General features: G+C 69.3%; 19 protein-coding genes. 10 read left to right on the top strand and 9 right to left on the bottom strand.

The features are described 5' to 3' along the window. Positions 1-39: 39 nt before the first annotated feature. Together ACLJQM_RS35690 and ACLJQM_RS35685 are read right to left on the bottom strand one after the other, a co-directional pair. Positions 40-591: an SCP2 sterol-binding domain-containing protein gene (locus ACLJQM_RS35690; RefSeq protein WP_247016535.1), complete on the bottom strand. Its 552-nt coding sequence runs from the start codon at positions 589-591 to the stop codon at positions 40-42. 69 nt (positions 592-660) lie between these two features. After that, positions 661-1,323 carry an SCP2 sterol-binding domain-containing protein gene (locus tag ACLJQM_RS35685; protein WP_360777960.1) on the bottom strand — a complete coding sequence of 221 codons (663 nt, stop codon included), beginning with the start codon at positions 1,321-1,323 and terminating at the stop codon, positions 661-663. 127 nt (positions 1,324-1,450) lie between these two features. Here ACLJQM_RS35685 and ACLJQM_RS35680 point away from each other — a divergent pair, with 127 nt between their 5' ends. Next, the gene (locus ACLJQM_RS35680) at positions 1,451-2,107 is read left to right on the top strand and encodes a TetR/AcrR family transcriptional regulator (RefSeq protein WP_247016531.1); all 657 of its coding nucleotides are present in this window, start codon (positions 1,451-1,453) and stop codon (positions 2,105-2,107) included. Between the two features lie 3 nt (positions 2,108-2,110). Then, on the top strand, positions 2,111-2,659 hold the full coding sequence (locus ACLJQM_RS35675; protein ID WP_410634730.1) for a plasmid pRiA4b ORF-3 family protein: 549 nt from the start codon (positions 2,111-2,113) through the stop codon (positions 2,657-2,659). On the opposite strand, the gene ACLJQM_RS35670 is transcribed toward ACLJQM_RS35675, so the two are convergent. Then, positions 2,651-3,484: a MaoC family dehydratase gene (locus tag ACLJQM_RS35670; RefSeq protein ID WP_410634728.1), complete on the bottom strand. Its 834-nt coding sequence runs from the start codon at positions 3,482-3,484 to the stop codon at positions 2,651-2,653. The two genes, ACLJQM_RS35675 and ACLJQM_RS35670, sit on opposite strands and share 9 nt — an antisense overlap. 1 nt (position 3,485) lies before the next feature. Continuing rightward, positions 3,486-4,820, bottom strand: coding sequence for a 3-oxoacyl-ACP reductase (locus ACLJQM_RS35665; protein WP_410634727.1), 1,335 nt, complete (start codon positions 4,818-4,820; stop codon positions 3,486-3,488). Between the two features lie 92 nt (positions 4,821-4,912). Between ACLJQM_RS35665 and ACLJQM_RS35660 the strand changes: the two genes are divergently transcribed. After that, entirely contained in the window at positions 4,913-6,217 is a 1,305-nt protein-coding gene (locus tag ACLJQM_RS35660; RefSeq protein ID WP_247016525.1) for an acetyl-CoA C-acetyltransferase, read from the top strand. Between the two features lie 61 nt (positions 6,218-6,278). Here ACLJQM_RS35660 and ACLJQM_RS35655 read toward each other — a convergent pair whose 3' ends face one another. After that, positions 6,279-6,818 carry a DoxX family protein gene (locus ACLJQM_RS35655; RefSeq protein WP_410634726.1) on the bottom strand — a complete coding sequence of 180 codons (540 nt, stop codon included), beginning with the start codon at positions 6,816-6,818 and terminating at the stop codon, positions 6,279-6,281. Positions 6,819-6,995: 177 nt separating this feature from the next. Here ACLJQM_RS35655 and ACLJQM_RS35650 point away from each other — a divergent pair, with 177 nt between their 5' ends. The 4 genes from ACLJQM_RS35650 (at position 6,996) to ACLJQM_RS35635 (ending at position 10,625) form a co-directional block, all read left to right on the top strand. Continuing rightward, positions 6,996-7,730: a MerR family transcriptional regulator gene (locus tag ACLJQM_RS35650; protein ID WP_410634724.1), complete on the top strand. Its 735-nt coding sequence runs from the start codon at positions 6,996-6,998 to the stop codon at positions 7,728-7,730. Between the two features lie 153 nt (positions 7,731-7,883). Further along, positions 7,884-9,074 carry an ATP-binding protein gene (locus ACLJQM_RS35645; RefSeq protein ID WP_247016519.1) on the top strand — a complete coding sequence of 397 codons (1,191 nt, stop codon included), beginning with the start codon at positions 7,884-7,886 and terminating at the stop codon, positions 9,072-9,074. 260 nt (positions 9,075-9,334) lie between these two features. Then, the gene (locus tag ACLJQM_RS35640; RefSeq protein ID WP_167379635.1) at positions 9,335-9,484 is read left to right on the top strand and encodes a hypothetical protein; all 150 of its coding nucleotides are present in this window, start codon (positions 9,335-9,337) and stop codon (positions 9,482-9,484) included. Between the two features lie 223 nt (positions 9,485-9,707). Then, positions 9,708-10,625 (top strand): GNAT family N-acetyltransferase, encoded by a 918-nt coding sequence (locus ACLJQM_RS35635; RefSeq protein ID WP_410634723.1) that lies wholly within the window; start codon positions 9,708-9,710, stop codon positions 10,623-10,625. On the opposite strand, the gene ACLJQM_RS35630 is transcribed toward ACLJQM_RS35635, so the two are convergent. Continuing rightward, positions 10,622-11,194, bottom strand: coding sequence for a peroxidase-related enzyme (locus tag ACLJQM_RS35630; RefSeq protein WP_247016515.1), 573 nt, complete (start codon positions 11,192-11,194; stop codon positions 10,622-10,624). The two genes, ACLJQM_RS35635 and ACLJQM_RS35630, sit on opposite strands and share 4 nt — an antisense overlap. A 198-nt stretch (positions 11,195-11,392) precedes the next feature. Here ACLJQM_RS35630 and ACLJQM_RS35625 point away from each other — a divergent pair, with 198 nt between their 5' ends. Then, on the top strand, positions 11,393-12,007 hold the full coding sequence (locus tag ACLJQM_RS35625; RefSeq protein ID WP_410634722.1) for a hypothetical protein: 615 nt from the start codon (positions 11,393-11,395) through the stop codon (positions 12,005-12,007). On the opposite strand, the gene mctP is transcribed toward ACLJQM_RS35625, so the two are convergent. Beyond that, a complete protein-coding gene (mctP, locus tag ACLJQM_RS35620; RefSeq protein WP_360777978.1) occupies positions 12,001-13,656 on the bottom strand; it encodes a monocarboxylate uptake permease MctP in 1,656 nt (551 codons plus the stop codon). The two genes, ACLJQM_RS35625 and mctP, sit on opposite strands and share 7 nt — an antisense overlap. Then, positions 13,653-13,931 carry a DUF3311 domain-containing protein gene (locus ACLJQM_RS35615; RefSeq protein ID WP_247016509.1) on the bottom strand — a complete coding sequence of 93 codons (279 nt, stop codon included), beginning with the start codon at positions 13,929-13,931 and terminating at the stop codon, positions 13,653-13,655. Before ACLJQM_RS35615 ends, mctP begins: the two co-directional genes overlap by 4 nt. Positions 13,932-14,119: 188 nt before the next feature. Between ACLJQM_RS35615 and ACLJQM_RS35610 the strand changes: the two genes are divergently transcribed. Both ACLJQM_RS35610 and ACLJQM_RS35605 read left to right on the top strand, forming a co-directional pair. After that, positions 14,120-15,739: an alpha/beta hydrolase gene (locus ACLJQM_RS35610; RefSeq protein WP_360777981.1), complete on the top strand. Its 1,620-nt coding sequence runs from the start codon at positions 14,120-14,122 to the stop codon at positions 15,737-15,739. A gap of 116 nt (positions 15,740-15,855) precedes the next feature. Further along, on the top strand, positions 15,856-16,128 hold the full coding sequence (locus tag ACLJQM_RS35605; RefSeq protein ID WP_247016505.1) for a helix-turn-helix domain-containing protein: 273 nt from the start codon (positions 15,856-15,858) through the stop codon (positions 16,126-16,128). On the opposite strand, the gene ACLJQM_RS35600 is transcribed toward ACLJQM_RS35605, so the two are convergent. Next, positions 16,125-16,703, bottom strand: coding sequence for an EndoU domain-containing protein (locus tag ACLJQM_RS35600; RefSeq protein WP_410634720.1), 579 nt, complete (start codon positions 16,701-16,703; stop codon positions 16,125-16,127). The genes ACLJQM_RS35605 and ACLJQM_RS35600 overlap by 4 nt on opposite strands. Between the last annotated feature and the right edge of the window lie 5 nt (positions 16,704-16,708).

Here is a 16,708-nt window from a genome sequence, read left to right as displayed (position 1 = left end):
GCCAGCACACTGCGTTCGCGACCAGCAAGCCAGCGACGGCTAGTCCACCGTCGGCTTGGGGATGTCGAAGTAGCTCGAGAAGCGCACCGCCGGTGCGTACTCGCCCTTCACCTTCACCCGGCCGGTCACGAACATCGCTGCCACCGCCGCGTTGCCCGTTGCCATCCTGATGAAGTCGTCCACCGAAAGCGTGATCGTCGTGTCCGGGGATCGCGACAGGTCCGCCGAAGAAACGCACACCCCGTCCTCGATCACCGTCTGGAAGCGGTCGTACCCGTCTTCTCCGGAGCCCTCCGAAAAGCGCCACGAAACCACGAAATCCACGTGGCGCGCCTTCTCCGGCAAGAAATGCTCCGACATCCTGCGGAAAATCTCGTCCAGGAACACCGGGCGCAACTCGGGATGCTCCGCGATCGCCTTCAGCTGCTCGCGAGACGCCCGGCGGACCACGTCGACCAGGACGTCCGTCGACAGCGAGCTCAACTCGATGCCCGCTCCCGCGGAGCCCAGCATGTGCAAGGTTTCCAGGACCTGAATGAACTGCGAAGCCGTCAGGTTGCCGATGACCAGCTTCTCCGCGAACGCGTTCACCACGTGGCTGCTGCGGATCGCACGGGGCCGGGAAAGGCGCCACTTCGCTTTTCGGGGCACGGATACTGACTATACGGGGTGGGGGAGGTCGAAGAATCCGATCAGGCCCGCCGCGAAGGCCAAGTCGCCCTTGACCTTGATCTTTCCCGTGACGAACAGCACCGCCGGGGTTGCCTGGTGCGTGATCAGCCGGAAGAAGTCGGCCGGCGCTATCGTGATCGTGACTCGGGGGGTGGCGCGCGTCTCCCGGCTGACCGTGCACGAGCCGTGGGAAATCACCGTCTCGTAGCGGTCGTAGCCGCCTTCGCCCGCTCCGCCCGACAGGCGCCAGTGGACCACCGCGTGCAGGTCGCGGGCGCGGTCCGGCCTGATGTGGGCGCCCATGCGGGCGAAGATCTCGTCCAGTACGCGCTCGCGCAGGGGGCGCTCCGCGACGACGCTCTCCAGCTGCGCGCGCGACGCCGAGGACACCAGGGACGCGAAGCGGGCCGGCTCGACCTTGCTCAGGTCGAACGCCGGGGCGCGGGCGGCCAGCCTGAGCAGAGCGTTCAAGAGTCTTCGGAAGTCGTCCTTGCCGAGATCGCGCGGGTTGAGCGCGTCGGCGAGGGCGTTCACGTCGAGGGCGTGCGCCTCGGGGCTCAGCGGGTCGAGGCGCTCCAGCGCGTCCAGCAGCGCCGCCCCGCGGAGGGTCGCGACGCGATCGGCGCTGGTCATCCCGGCGTTGTCGGCCATGGTCACTCCCTCTCCGGTTACCCACGCGTAAGGCTACCCGCCAGTAGGTAGGCGGGCAAGCGTGCCGAAATCACCCTGCCGTGGTCGCGCCCGGTACCGTCTCCGGGCAGCAACGAGGAGGTCCAGCGTGTCAGAGGATGATCAGCGTCCGCCCGAACGGGCAAGGCGGCTGCCCCGTGCCGTGCGCGAGCGGCAGATCTTGGACGCGGCCGTCCAGGTCTTCTCGCGCCACGGCTACCACGCGGCGTCGATGGACGAGATCTCCGACGTCGCCGGTGTCTCGAAGCCGATGATCTACACCTACCTCGGCTCCAAAGAGGACCTCTTCGGCGCCTGCATCCGCCGCGAGGCGACGCGGCTGCTCGAGGCCATCCAGGCCGGTGTGCAGCCCGACCTGCCACCGGACATGCAGCTCTGGCACGGTCTGCGGTCCTTCTACCGCTTCGTCGCCGAGTACCGCGAGTCGTGGACGGTCCTGCACCGCCAGGCCCTGACCGTCGGCGGGACCTTCGCCGCGGAGATCACCGACATGCGGGCGCGCGCGATCCAGCTGGTCGCCGCGCTCGTCGTGTCCGCCGGCACCCGCAAGGGCGTCGGCGAGCAGGCCGAGTTCTCCGGCGAGGGCCTCTCCGCGGCCTTGGTCGGGGCGGCCGAATCCCTGGCCGACTGGGCCCTCGACCACCCCGACATCTCCGACGGCGTCCTGGCGTCGTGGCTGATGAACCTCGTCTGGCTCGGCTTCAACGACCTCATCGAGGGCGAGGTCTGGAAGCCTTCGGAATAACGCATGACCACGCTCACGGTGAAAATAACCCTGACCGACAGCGAGCCGGCGATCTGGCGGCGGGTGGCCGTTCCCGACGACTTCTCGCTGGCCGACGTGCACGAGCTGATCCAGGACGCCTTCGGTTGGGAGCGCAGTCACCTGTGGGTGTTCGAGACGGCGGACGGCGTGTACGGGCTTCCGGATCCCGAACTCGGCCACGCCGATGCCCGGTCCAAGCGGATCGGCGAAGTGCTCCGAGCTCCCGCCGACGCACTGAGCTACCAGTACGACTTCGGCGACGACTGGTTTCACGAAGTGACGCTCGAAGCCCGTGAACCAGTACGCGGCCGCCCCCGCTGCCTCGACGGACGCCGGGCCGGACCGCCGGAGGACTGCGGCGGCATCGGCGGCTACGAAGAGCTGCTCGACGTGCTCGCCGACCCCAGCCACGAGGATCACGACGAAACCCTGGAATGGCTTGGCCTGACGGCGGCCGGCGAGTTCGACCCGGCGGCGTTCGACCTCGCCGCGGTCAACCGGACGCTCGCCGGCCGATTCCCGTCAGAGTGAGGTGATCGTGCCGTCCAGGTGGGGTTTCGTCTTGCTCCACAGCTCGAACGCCCAGCCCTCCGGAGTGGACCACGACGTGAAGCCCGCCTTGCCCGGCAGGAACACCGGCTGCTTGAAGCGGACGTCCACCGTGAACGCCTCCGGCAGGCGGCCTTCGAACGAGGCCAGTGCGTGGGCCTTCGTCCACATGCCGTGGGCGATCGCCTTCGGGAAGCCGAACAGGCGGGCCGTCAGCGGGTGCAGGTGGATCGGGTTGCGGTCGCCCGAAACCTCCGCGTAGCGACGGCCGATGTCGCCCGGGATCCGCCAGATCGCATCCGGGGTCGGCGGGGCCAGCTGGTCACGCCGCGAGGAAGATCCCGACGACGAACCCCGCCGCAGGTACGTGCTCACGTCGACCCACACCAGGTCGTCGCCGGCCCAGGCCTCGCTGACGACGTCGAACTGACGCCCGCGCTCGTGCGGGCGCAGGTTCTCCGCGCGCACGCGGATCGTGAGCGGCTCGCTCAGCCGCAGCGCGCGGTGCTGGGTGATCCGGTTCGCCACGTGGACCATGCCGAGCAGCGGGAACGGGAAGCCCGGCTCGGTCATCAGCGCCATCTGCAGCGGGAACGCCAGTATGTGCGGGTACGTCACCGGCAGCTCGTCGCTCAGCCGGAAGCCGCACACCGTGTTGTACGCCGCCAGGTGCGCCGGGTCGACGGTGACGCCGGTGCGGACCAGCTCGGTGTCCGGCAGCGACGAGCCCGTTTTGCGAAAACCGAGCAGGGCCTTCGGGTACAGCGTCGCCAGGCTCGGCGTGCTGTCGAGTTCGCGGATCACCACGTCAGGCCCCCAGCAGCGCCTGGCCGCAGACGCGGACCACGTTGCCGTTCACCGCGGCCGACGCCGGGTTCGCGTACCAGGCGATCGTCTCGGCGACGTCGACCGGGAGGCCGCCTTGGCCGAGGCTGGAGAGCCGGCGGCCGGCCTCGCGGATGAACAGCGGGACCGCCGCCGTCATCTTGGTCTCGATGAAGCCGGGCGCGACCGCGTTGATCGTGCCGCCGTACGCCGCGAGCTGCGGGGCGCCGACGTTCACCATGCCGATCACGCCCGCCTTCGAAGTCGCGTAGTTCGTCTGGCCGACGTTGCCGGCGATGCCCGCGATCGACGAAACACCGATGACGCGGCCGTTCTCGCGCAGCACCTTGTCGGCGAGCAGTTTGTCGTTCACCGCCAGCTGCGAGGCCAGGTTCACCGCGATCACCGAGTCCCACGCGCTCTCGCTCATGTTGCCGAGCGTCTTGTCGCGCGTGATGCCCGCGTTGTGCACGACGATGTCGACGCCGCCGTGACGCTCCTTCAGGTACTCCGCGAGCTTCGCGGGCGCGCTCGGCGAAGTGATGTCGAGCTGCAGCGCCGATCCGCCGACCTTGTTCGCGACCTTCGACAGGTCGCCGCCCTGCGCGGGGATGTCGAGCGCGACGACGTGGGCGCCGTCGCGGGCCAGCACCTCGGCGATCGCCGCGCCGATGCCGCGGGACGCGCCGGTGACCAGGGCGACCTTGCCGTCGAGGGGCTTCTCCCAGTTCGCGGGCGCCGAAGCCGTCTTGCCCTCGGCGCCGATGCGGATGACCTGCGCGTCGACGAACGCGGACTTCGCGGAAAGCAGGAAGCGCAAGGTCGACTCGGTCGCCTCTTCGGCGCCTTCGGCGACGTACACGAGCTGGGCGGTCGCGCCGCGCTTCAGCTCCTTGCCGACCGAGCGCACGAAGCCCTCGAGCGCGCGCTGCGCGATCCGCTCGCGGCCGTCGACCTGCTCCGGCGGCGTACCCAGGACGACGACGCGGCCGGACGGCCCGACGCTGCGAATCACCGGGTGGAAGAAGTCGTAGACCTCGCGCAGGCGGGCGGGCTCGGTGATGCCGGTGGCGTCGAAGACGAGCGCGGCGTGCCGGTCGGTGGCCGAAGTGACGACCTCGATGCCCGCGTCGGCGAGCTGGTCACGAAGGGTCTTTTCCAGCCGTCCACCGGGCGCGGCGCCGAGAAGTGCGGGACCCTCGAGGGCGGGTTGCCCGGGCTGGTACCGGCGCAGCGTCGCGGGACTGGGCAGGCCGAGCTTCGGCACCACGAACTTCCCCACCGGGGTTTTCGTGAACTGCTGGTACCTGTCAGCCATCGGTTGCCTCCCGTGCAGTCTGCGTCACGTCGCAGTCTAACCTACTCCCCAGTAGGTTACAGTGTGAGAGACACGACCAGAGAGGTGAGTTCATGCCGCCGAAGCCGAAGCAACCAAAGCAGGCGCCTGCCGTGCGCAAGGTCGCGATCATCGGGGGCAACCGGATCCCCTTCGCGAGGTCGAACGGCCCGTACGCGAAGGCGTCGAACCAGGACATGCTCACCGCCGCGATCGACGGTCTGGTCAGCCGGTTCTCCCTGCAGGGCGAGGTGATCGGCGAGGTCGCGGCCGGTGCCGTGCTCAAGCACTCGAAGGACTTCAACCTGGCCCGCGAGAGCGTGCTGGGCAGCAAGCTTTCGCCCGCGACACCCGCCGCCGACGTCCAGATGGCGTGCGGCACGGGTCTGCAGGCGATCGTCAACGTCGCCAACAAGATCGCGCTCGGCCAGATCGACTCGGCCATCGCCGGTGGCGTCGACACCACGAGCGACGCGCCGCTGGCCGTCAACGAGGACCTCCGGCAGATCCTCATCCAGCTCAACAGCGCGAAGACGCTCGGCGACCGCCTCAAGCTCGTCGCGAAGATCCGCCCGGGCCACATCGTCCCGGCGATCCCGCGCAACTCCGAGCCGCGCACGGGGCTGTCGATGGGCGAGCACGCGGCCCTGACCGCGAAGATCTGGGAGATCACCCGCGAGGCGCAGGACGAACTGGCCGCGGCCAGCCACCAGCACCTCGCCGCGGCCTACGACCGCGGGTTCTTCGACGACCTCGTGACGCCGTTCCTCAAGCTCGCGCGCGACCAGAACCTGCGCGCGGACTCGACCGCGGAGAAGCTGGCCAAGCTCAAGCCGGCCTTCGGCGGCCCGGACGGCACCATGACGGCGGGCAACTCGACGCCGCTGACCGACGGCGCGTCGACGGTCCTGCTCGCCACCGACGAGTGGGCGAAGGCGCACAACCTGCCGGTGCAGGCGTACCTGACGTTCTCGCAGACCGCGGCCGTCGACTACGTCCACGGCGAAGAGGGCCTGCTGATGGCGCCCGCGTACGCCGTGCCGCGGATGCTCGCGAAGGCCGGGCTGACGCTGCAGGACTTCGACTTCTACGAGATCCACGAGGCGTTCGCTTCGCAGGTGCTGGCCACGCTGAAGGCGTGGGAGGACCCGGCGTTCGCCAAGGAGAAGCTGGACCTGGACGCGCCGCTGGGCTCGATCGACCGGGCGAAGCTGAACGTCAACGGCTCGTCGCTGGCGGCCGGGCACCCGTTCGCCGCGACCGGGGGCCGGATCGTCGCCACGCTGGCGAAGCTGCTGCACGAGAAGGGGTCCGGCCGCGGCCTGATCTCGATCTGCGCGGCCGGCGGGCAGGGCGTCACCGCGATTCTGGAGAAGTAGCTTTCATAGGGAAAGTGCCGCCTCCGGGGGTTCCGGGGGCGGCACTTTCCCTATGAAAGTGTCAGCTGGGGAGTTTCTTCTGGGCGCGCTTCGCGAGCTTGTTCGCCCGCTTCTGGCCCCGGCGGGTCAGCCGCTCGGCGCTGCGCCCGACGTCCTTCGCGGCGTTGCGCGCGCGCCAGGCCGCCGAGGGCTTGCCGTGCGTGTCGCTGACCGCGAGCAGCAGGCCGCCGGCCAGGCTCGCGTTCTTGAAGAACTGGATCTGCTGCTGCTGGCGCTCGCTCGGGTCCTTGATGGTCCAGAAGCTGTGCGTCGCGAACGTCGTGGGCACCAGGCTGCCGAGGAGCAGCCCCGCCGCGAGCCGCGGCGCCTTACCGGCGGCGAACGCGAGGCCGGCGCCGATCTTCACCGCGGCGTCGATCCGAACGAGCGTCACCGGGTCGCGCGGGACCTGCTCCGGGATGACGTCGCCGAACTTGTCCAACGCGTTGTTGAGGAACGGTTCCGCCGCCTTGGCGTGGCCCTCGGCCTGCCTCAGCGCGCTGATTCCGCCCGTCACGAAGATCGTGGCGAGCAGGGGACGTGCCACTCGACGGAGTATCACGGTCGTTGCCTTCCTCGTACGGGCCGCTGCCTGGTCGAACCTACTCGCTGAGTGCCCGCTCGGCCTGGGCTCGAACCCTCATCGGGCTTTCTGCGTGAATATCGCCTTGGTGCTATAGAAAGCTATAAAGCGTTAGCGGTTGACCTTGACGCTGCGTCAACTTCTATCGTCGACGCCATGGAGTGGTCGATCCAGGACATCGCCCGCTCGGCGGGGACCACGAGCCGGACCCTGCGCCACTACGGCGCGGTCGGCCTGCTCGAGCCCAGCCGGATCGGCGGCAACGGCTACCGCTACTACGACGAGCACGCGCTCGTCCGGCTGCAGCGGATCCTGTTGCTGCGCGAGCTCGGCCTCGGGCTGCCGGCCATCGCCGAGGTGCTCGACGGGCAACGCGACAACGAGGTCGCCCTCGAGACGCACCTGGAGCTGCTCGAACAGGAGCGGCGGCGGATCGGACGGCAGATCGATTCGGTCCGCACCACGCTACGGAAACTGAAGGGAGGTGAACGACTGATGGCAGAAGAAGTCTTCGACGGCTTCGACCACACCCGCTACGAAAAGGAGGTCACCGAGCGCTGGGGCGAATCGGCGTACCGGACGGGCGACGAATGGTGGCGCTCGCTGTCGGCGGACGAGAAGCAGGCCCACCAGCAGGAGCAGCGGGACATCGCCGCCGCGTTCGGGTCGGCCCACGCGGCCGGGCTCACGGTGGACTCCGACGAGGTCCAGGCGATCACACGCCGGCTGCACGCATGGCTGAAGCCGGCGGTGTCGTCGGTGTCCGCGGGGTACTTCGCGGGCTTGGGTCAGCTGTACGTCGACGATCCGCGTTACGGGTTCGAAGGTGCGGGCGCGGAATTCGTCCGCGACGCGATGAAGATCTACGCGGAACGGAACCTGAGCGACTAGCGCGACGTCGTAGTGCGCGCTGGGGGTAGGGACGAGCAGGGCTGCAGACCTGTTCGTCTCTATGTACGGCCATCCGGTCGAACCTCGGCGACACGCCTAGCCGTCTATGGCGGAATATCGGGCTCGCGCTAGATACGCCGATAACTTGGCAGAGTGGACCCCATCCGCAACCCCTTCGCGCCGGGCGCCGGGCAACGGCCGCCCGAGCTGGCCGGTCGTGAGCGTGAGCTCAAGGCCTTCGAAGTGGTGCTGGAGCGCGTCGCGCGGGGGAGACCCGAACGCAGTCTCGTTCTCACCGGGCTTCGCGGGGTCGGGAAGACCGTACTGCTCGGGGAGCTGCGCGCGATGGCCGTGCGGCACAAGTGGGGGGCCGGGAAGATCGAGGCGCGGCCGGACGCCGAGCTGCGGCGGCCGCTTTCCGCCGCCTTGCACCGGGCCATCCGGGACCTCGCCGTGCGGCACCGGGCGCCGGACCGGGTCGAAGAGGTGCTCGGTGTCCTGAAGGCGTTCGCGCTTCGAGCCAACAAGGCCGACGCGAAGCTGCGTGACCGCTGGCAGCCGGGCATCGACGTGCCCGCCGCGCAGGGGCGGGCCGACTCCGGGGACATCGAGATCGACCTCGTCGAGCTGTTCACCGACGTCGCCGAGCTGGCCGCGGACGTCGGGACCGGCGTCGCGGTGTTCATCGACGAGATCCAGGACCTCCAGCCCGACGACGTCTCCGCGCTCTGCGCGGCCTGCCACGAGCTGTCGCAGTCCGGGGCGCCGCTGGTCGTCGTCGGCGCCGGGCTGCCGCACGTGCCCGCCGTGCTCTCGGCGTCCAAGTCGTATTCCGAGCGGCTCTTCCGCTACGCGCGCATCGACCGGCTCGAGCGCGAGGACGCCGACTTCGCCGTGATGGCGCCGATCGAACGCGAGGACGCCGGCATCGAGCCGGAAGCCCTCGACGCGCTCTTCGACGCCTCCGGCGGCTACCCCTACTTCATCCAGGCCTACGGCAAGGCGGCCTGGGACGCGGCGCCGTCCGACCCGATCACGGTCAAGGACGTCCAGGTCGCGGCGCCCGAGGCGGAGTCGGAGCTGGCGGTCGGCTTCTTCGGTTCGCGCTACGAGCGCGCGACGCCGGCCGAGCGCGAGTACCTGCAGGCGATGGCCGAGCTGACGCAGGGGCGCGACGAACCCGCCGGCACCGCCGACGTCGCCGTCTTCCTCGGGCGGAAGCCGTCTTCGCTGTCGCCGGCCCGCGACAGCCTCATGAAGAAGGGCCTCGTCTACTCCGCCGAGCGGGGGCAGATCGCCTTCACTGTGCCGCACTTCGGCCACTACCTGCTCAGCCGCGACTGACCTGGGCTTTCTCCGGCGTCTCGCGCTCTATGAGCGTCCCTAAGGCTTTATTGCCCATTTGCTAGACATGGCTAGATCTCGGTAGCGGGTTGCCTGCGCGTGACCGCGGCCACCCCCAATCTCTCCGGCACATACCCACGTTTGCCGATGATTCATCGGCGAGTGCGCCACATCACCGGACATTCGTTGGATTCCTTGTGAAAAAAGGTGCATACTAGAGGCACAACCACCGAGACCCTCCGAAGGGGATGCAGAAACCGATGAACAACATCGCCGCCAAGCTCCGTGCCCGTCGCGCCGAGGTTCGCACTCGCCGGGCGCTGAACCGGGCGATCGACACCGCCGCGACCGCGACGGTCCGTCAGGAACTCATCGCGATCGCGCAGGCTCGCTCGGGCTACATGCGCTGATCTCTCACCCCGTGGCGGTCGCCCATTCGAGTGACCTATGCCACATAGTGCTCAACGTGTAACGACGTGCGAAGTGCCGTCGATACCCAGTACGACCCCGTGATGCTGGCGGACCCCCGACCTGGCAGCATCGCGGGGTTTCCCATTTCCCCGGTAAGTCACTTGCCGCCGCGGGCCTGTCGAGTAATCTTTGACTTCGTCAACGAACTTGTTGAGGTGGTCAATGAACAACGACCGGGTGGCCGCGGTCCGCGCTTTCAACCGGCTCTACACCGGCGTCATCGGGGTGCTCGACGAAGGCCCGGCGGACGCCGAGTACTCGCTGCCGGAAGCCCGGGTGCTCTTCGAACTCACCCACCAGGACCCACTGCCGGTCACTGACCTGCGCAAACGCCTCGACCTGGACGCCGGCTACGCGAGCAGGCTGCTCGCCCGCCTCGAGTCGCGAGGGCTGATCGCGCGGGAACGCTCCGAGGAGGACGCCCGCCGCCAGCTCGTGCGCCCGACGGAAGCCGGCCGGGCCGCGTTCGCCGTGCTCAACCAGCGCTCGACCGACCGGATCGGCGGGCTGCTGGGCCGGTTCGCCGACGAAGACCAGCAGCGCCTCCTGGCCGCGATGCGCACGATCGGCGACCTCGTCGGCGAGCGCCGCCGGGACCCGGTGCTCGTCCTGCGTCCGCCACGACCGGGGGACCTCGGCTGGGTGGTGGAACGGCACGGCTCGCTCTACGGCCGGGAGTACGGCTTCGACGACCGGTTCGAGGGGCTCGTCGCGCGCATCGTCGCCGACTTCGTCGAGACCCGCGACGACCCGCGGCAGGCGTTCTGGATCGCCGAGCTCGACGGCGAGCGCGTCGGCGGCATCGCGTGCACCCGCGGGCCGGACGCGGACACGGCGAGGCTGCGGTTGCTGCTGCTCGAGCCGTCGGCCCGCGGCCACGGCGTCGGCAAGCGCCTGGTCACCGAGTGCGTCGAGTTCGCGCGGGCGCACGGCTACCGCGGGATGGAGCTCTCGACGGTCTCCATCCTCACGGCGGCGCGCTCGATCTACCGCGCGGCCGGGTTCGAGCTCGTCCGCGAGGAGGATTTCGCCGACTGGGGCCCGAAGCTGATCGACGAGACCTGGCGCCTGACGTTCTAGCGCGGCACGCGGCCGAGCAGGAAGAACTCCGGGTTGGGGCGCAGCGCCGTCAGGTGGGCGAGGCGGTTCGACATCGCGAACAACGCCGTGATCGCGCCGACGTCCCAGATCTCGTCGTCGGTCAGGCCCGCGTTGCGCGCGGCTTCGAGGTCGCCCTCGCCGAACAGCGCGGAGTCCTGGGCGAGCGCCAGGGCGAGGTCGACGATCGCGCGGCCGCGTTCGTCCAGCTCCACCTGCCACGGGTTGCTCGACACGCGGTCGGCCAGCTCGGGGTCCTTGGCGCGGATGCGCAGGATGGCGCCGTGCGCGACCACGCAGTAGGTGCAGTGGTTGGCGCCGGAGGTGGCGACGACGACCAGCTCGCGCTCGGCCTTGGTGAGTCCGTCGGAGCGTTCCATCAGGGCGTCGTGGTAGTCGAGGAACGCGCGCAGCTCGGCGGGGCGGTGGCCGAGGGCGCGGAAGATGTTGGGCACGAAGCCCGACTTCTCCGCGATGGCGCCGACGCGCGCACGGAGGTCGTCGGGCAGGTCTTCGAGTTCCACGACCGGGAACCGGCTCACTTCGCTCATGGCTTCACGCTAACTTCCGCTGCTCACCGGGGAAACTCCGGAAGCGGACGACGGCGGGCCCGCACCGGGCCCGCGCTGTCGGCGTTCCACGTCGAGGCCGCCATCGCGTGGTGCCACACCGCGCCGGTGCCGGACCGCGACGACGATTTCTCGCGCAGCGGCTGGCTGCGTGCGGCTGATTCCTGGTTGGCTGGACCCGTGACGGACTACGTCGACGGGTACTGCGAACGCGTCGGGCCCGGGCTCTGGGGAGAACCGCTCAACAGTCTCAGCAACCTCGCGTTCCTCGTCGCCGCCGTGCTCGTGTGGCGGCTGGCCGAGGGGGACCGGACCGGGCGGGTGCTCGCCGCGTTGATCGGGCTCGTCTTCGTCGCGAGCAGCGGCTTACACCTGCTCGCGACGCGGTGGGCGGCCGTCGCGGACTCGGGGGCGATCCTCGTGTTCCTGCTGGTGTACGTCGTGGTGTTCGCCCGCCGCCGGTGGAGCCGGCGGTGGGGGTGGGTGGCCGCGCCGGCGTTCCTCGCGCTGACCGCCGGTACGGCGTTGCTCGGCGGCGGGCTCTACCTCTCCGCCCTCATCGCACTCGGCGTCTTCGCCGCCGTGCTCGCCTTCGCGCGTGACGCGTACTGGACGCACTACGTCGTGGCGGGGGCGGTGTTCGCGCTCTCGCTGAGCTTGCGCACGCTCGACCGGGACGTCTGCGACTACGTCCCGGCCGGCACGCACTTCCTCTGGCACCTGCTCAACGGCGTGGTGCTCTACCTCGTTTCCCGGGTGCTCATCCGTCCACAGAGGACACAGCGGACTCAGTGAGCGCCGATCGGGCGCAGGTCCTTGTCGTTCTCGTCGGCCAGGTAGTCCGCCGGGTTGGTGTCGTCCGTGCCGTTGAACACCTTCAGCTGCCGGGCGATCACCGTGACGATCGCCGCGACCACCAGGTTGGCGATCAGGGCCACGAAGCCGACGTAGATCTGGACCAGGGAGCCCGAGAACGGGTGCCAGCCGAAGATCGACATGTTGCCCAGTGCCAGCGCCGAGCCGCCGAAGTGGAGCTTTCCGTTGGCCGGGTTGGGGATGCCGTACAGCATGATCAGGCCCCAGCCGATGCCGACGACCCAGCCCGCGATCAGGCCCCAGCGGTGGAACCAGCGCGTGTACAGCGCGAGCGCCACGGCCGGGAGCGTCTGCAGGATCAGCACGCCGCCGATGAGCTGGAGGTCGATCGAGAACTGCGGGTCGATCAGGATGATCACGGCCACCGCGCCGAGCTTCACGACCAGCGAAGCGAGCTTCGCCTGCTTGGCCTCGTCGGCCGGGGTCGCGTTCTTGCGGATGTACTCCTTGTAGATGTTGCGGGTCCACAGGTTCGCCGCGGCGATCGACATGATCGCGGCGGGCACCAGCGCGCCGATGCCGATCGCGGCGAACGCGATGCCGGCGAACCAGGACGAGAACTGGTTGTCGAACAGCACCGGGACGATCGTGTTGCCGTCCGGCTTGCCGGTGGCCGCGTTCGTCAGCGGCTTGACGCCGGCCGTGATGGCCACGTAGCCGAGCAGCGCCAGCAGGCCGAGCACCAGCGAGTACGCCGGGAGCGCGACCATGTTCCGCTTGATGACGGTGCGGCCGCGGGAGGCGAGGACGCTGGTCAGCGAGTGCGGGTAGAGGAACAGCGCGAGCGCCGAACCCAGCGCCAGCGTGGCGTACTGCAGCTGGTTGTTGGCGGTCAGCAGGATCGAGCCGGCCGGCTTGCCGGTGGTCGGGTTCGGCGTGCCGAGCTTCTTCGCCGCCGTGTCGAAGATGTGCGACCAGCCGCCCAGCTTCGAGGGCAGGTAGATGATCGCCACGAGGATGACGATGTAGATCAGGATGTCCTTGACGAACGCGATCAGCGCGGGCGCCCGGAGGCCGGACTGGTAGGTGTAGACCGCCAGGATGACGAAGGCGATCAGCAGCGGCAGGTGCCCGACGATGCCGGAGCCGTTGATGCCCATCGTCCGCAGCACGGCTTCGAGGCCGACCAGCTGCAGCGCGATGTACGGCATGGTCGCGACGATGCCGGTGATCGCCACCAGCAGCGCGAGGATCGGCGAACCGAAGCGGCCGCGCACGAAGTCGGCCGGGGTCACGTAGCCGCGGACCCGCGAAACCGACCACATCCGCAGCGCCGGCAGCAGGACGATCGGGTAGACGACGATCGTGTACGGCAGCGCGTAGAGGCCGAGCGCGCCGGCGCTGAACACCAGCGCGGGCACCGCGACGAAGGTGTACGCCGTGTAGAGGTCACCGCCGAGCAGGAACCACGTGATCCACGAACCGAACTTGCGGCCGCCGAGGCCCCATTCGTCGAGGTGGTCCAGCCCGCCGCCGCGCTGCCAGCGCGCCGCCATGAAGCCGAGGACGGTGACCAGCGCGAACAGGATCGTGAAGATGATCAGTTCGGGCCACTGCAGGTTGCTCATCGAGCGTCCCCTTCGTCCAGGTCGTCGACGCTCAGCCGGTCGGGGGCGTCCGTGGTGGGCTTGTCCCGCGTCATCAGGTAGACGATCCAGGTGCTCAGCACCCCGACCGCGACCATGAGGAACTGGAACCAGTAGAAGAACGGCATCCCGAACAGCCGCGGACCGTCCACGTTGAACAGTGGCGTGACCAGGACCAGCAGCGGGACGATCAGGAGCAGGTTCCACGGGTTGAACCGCGACCCGCGCACCTTTCCGTCGTGCTTCACAGTCGACATCGACCTCACCTAACACTCCCGTAACCGACCGCCTGACCTTAGAACCTGGGTGACAGGGAGTCACGTCTGTCCGATATCGATTTGATCGCCGCGGCCGCCGTTGCCGACCAACGTCGGTTGCCCCGCCTCCGCGAGCCCTATATCAATAGCCGGACTCCGCACGTGAAAAGCCAAAAAGGGGCAACCGTATGACACGACTCCGCTACGCGGTGGTGATCCCGGCGATCGCCGGCACCCTGCTGGCCGGGTTCACGCCGGCCTTCGCGGGCCAGGGGGCCGCGGCCGGCAAGCAGCCGCTGAACTCCTCGAACATCCCGCAGCAGTACGCGAACCAGAAGCTCGACTGGCACAAGTGCGCCGTCCCCGCCGAGCTGCCGACGGCCCCGCCCGCCGGCGCCGAGGACATGGAGTGCGCGACCTACAAGACGCCGCGCAACTGGTACCAGGCGAACGCCCAGATCGACCTGACCATCGCCGTCAGCCGCCTGAAGGCGACCAAGGACGCGACCGCCAGCGTCGTCACCAACCCCGGCGGCCCGGGCGCGCCCGGGCGGAACTTCCCGGCCCGCCTGCGCAACCAGCCGAAGCTGCGGGAGCACCAGGAGATCGTCGGGTTCGACCCGCGCGGCACCGGCAAGAGCACGAACATCACGTGCGGTGGCGCCATCGGCACCGGCTCGGACCTCGACCCGCGTGACCGCGACCGGCAGAACCTGAACCTGATCGTCGCGGCGACGAAGTACGCGGCCCTGTCCTGCCAGCAGAAGTCCGGCGAGCTGGGCCCGCTGATCAACACCGACCAGACGGTCAAGGACATCGACCTGCTGCGCGTGCTGCTCGGCCGCGACAAGATCAACTGGGTCGGCTACTCGGCGGGCACCTGGATGGGCGCGCACTACGCGCAGGCCTACCCGACGCGCACCGGCCGGTTCGTGCTCGACTCCTCGACGGAGTTCACGACCACGTGGCAGAAGTCGTTCGACTGGCAGCCGCTCGGCTTCGAGCGCCGCTTCCGCTCCGACTTCCTCCCGTGGGTGGCGAAGTACGACAAGCTCTACCACTTCGGCACGACCGGTGAAGCGGCCCGCCAGACCTACGAGCAGGTCCGCTACGCCCTGACCCAGGGCGCGGTCACCCTGCCCGACGGCTCGACCGTGTCGGCCAACGGGCTGGACGCCTTCATCGCCTCGAGCATCTACTCGAAGCGCTCCTTCCCGGGTCTCGCCGACTACCTGGTCAGCGTCCGCACGCTGACCCAGGGCACGGCGTCGGCGCAGGCGAAGTCGTCGGCCGCGCAGAAGGTCAAGGCCGCCGACAAGAGCACCGAGACCTCCGGCGCGCAGCCGCTGATGGTCCCGACCGACGGTGACTCCTACGACGCCAGCTTCTGGACCATCCCGTGCAACGAGGGTCCGTGGACCGGCACCGTGAACAGCGCCATCAAGGACTCGCAGAAGCTGATCGACAAGCAGCTGCCGCTCCTGGGTGCCGGCTGGTTCATCCAGCCGTGCCTGTTCTGGAAGAAGCAGCCGGCGCCGCTCCCGGTGCTGGACGGCAAGGGTGTCCCCCCGGTGCTGATCGTCGAGTCGGAGCACGACCCGGCGACGCCGATCGAGGGTGCGCGGCGCGCGCACAAGGCGTTCGCGGGTTCGCGGATGCTGACGATCACCGGCGAGGGTGACCACGGCATCTACGCCGGCGGCAACGCGGGTGTGGACAAGGTCGTGGAGGCCTACCTGGTCGACGGCGTCGTGCCGAACGACCAGAGCCTGCCCGGCATGCCACTTCCGGTGCCCGCGGGCGCCTGACACCACAAGGTGTAGTGGAAGCCCCGCCGAACGGACGTTCGGCGGGGCTTTTCCACACCTGTGCACAGAGTTGTCCACAGGCAGTGGACAACTCAGGTGGTATTAGTATTGGGTTCATGGTGCGAGTACCGCTGACAGACGACGAGCGCGAGCGCGGCGAACGCCTCGGCCAGGCGCTGCGGACGGCGCGGGCCGGCCGGAGCATGGTCGACGTCGCCGCGGAGGCCGGGATCTCGGTCGAAACGCTCCGGAAGATCGAAACCGGGCGCATCCCGACGCCGGCGTTCTTCACGGTCACGGCCATCGCCGACGCCGTGGGCCTGCCGCTCGACGAGCTGCGCGCGGCGGTCGAGCCCGTCGGGTCGCCGACGCTCAGCCAGGCGAGTTAGACCGGGCGCAGCTGGTTCAGGATGTGCTCGCGGTCGTTGAGGAACGCGCAGCCCGCCACCGGCAGGTCGTAGCTGTTGAGCAGCTTCTCGAAGTCGGAGTACTCGTCCGCCGAGAAGCCGAAGCCCAGCTTGACCGAGTGCGCGGCCAGCACGTCCGCCAGTTCCTCCCACTCGCCGGACCACAGCAGCGTCCGGTAGTGCGTGTAGTCCTCGGGGGACAGCCGGTCGGCGACGCCGGTCAGGATGCTGTCGGCGAAGAAGCTGATGCGGTTGCTCTGGAGGTCGGCGACCGTCGGGTTCGCCGGGTCGCGGGCGGTGTCCGGGTTGCGGACGACGCCGGGGCCCGCCACCGGGTACGCGGTGTGCACGTGCCCGTTCTCCTCGACCAGGACGATCAGGTGCACGTTGTACCGTTCGCCGGCGCAGCGCCAGCGGCCGTTCGGCTGCCGCCGCCGGGCCTCGCTGGGGTCGTTCGCGACGTCCTTGACGACCGAGATGATGTGCTCGTCGGTCCAGCCGGCCGGGAACTCGCTGGTCGCCCGCCGCCCGACGCCCGGTGCGTGTCCACCGCCCACTGGTT

This window comes from Amycolatopsis sp. cmx-4-83, assembly GCF_046548815.1.
GTDB classification, from domain to species: Bacteria; Actinomycetota; Actinomycetes; order Mycobacteriales; family Pseudonocardiaceae; genus Amycolatopsis; species Amycolatopsis pretoriensis_A.
Note: the sequence above shows the minus strand (reverse complement) of the source record. Positions and strands in the feature narration are given on the sequence as shown.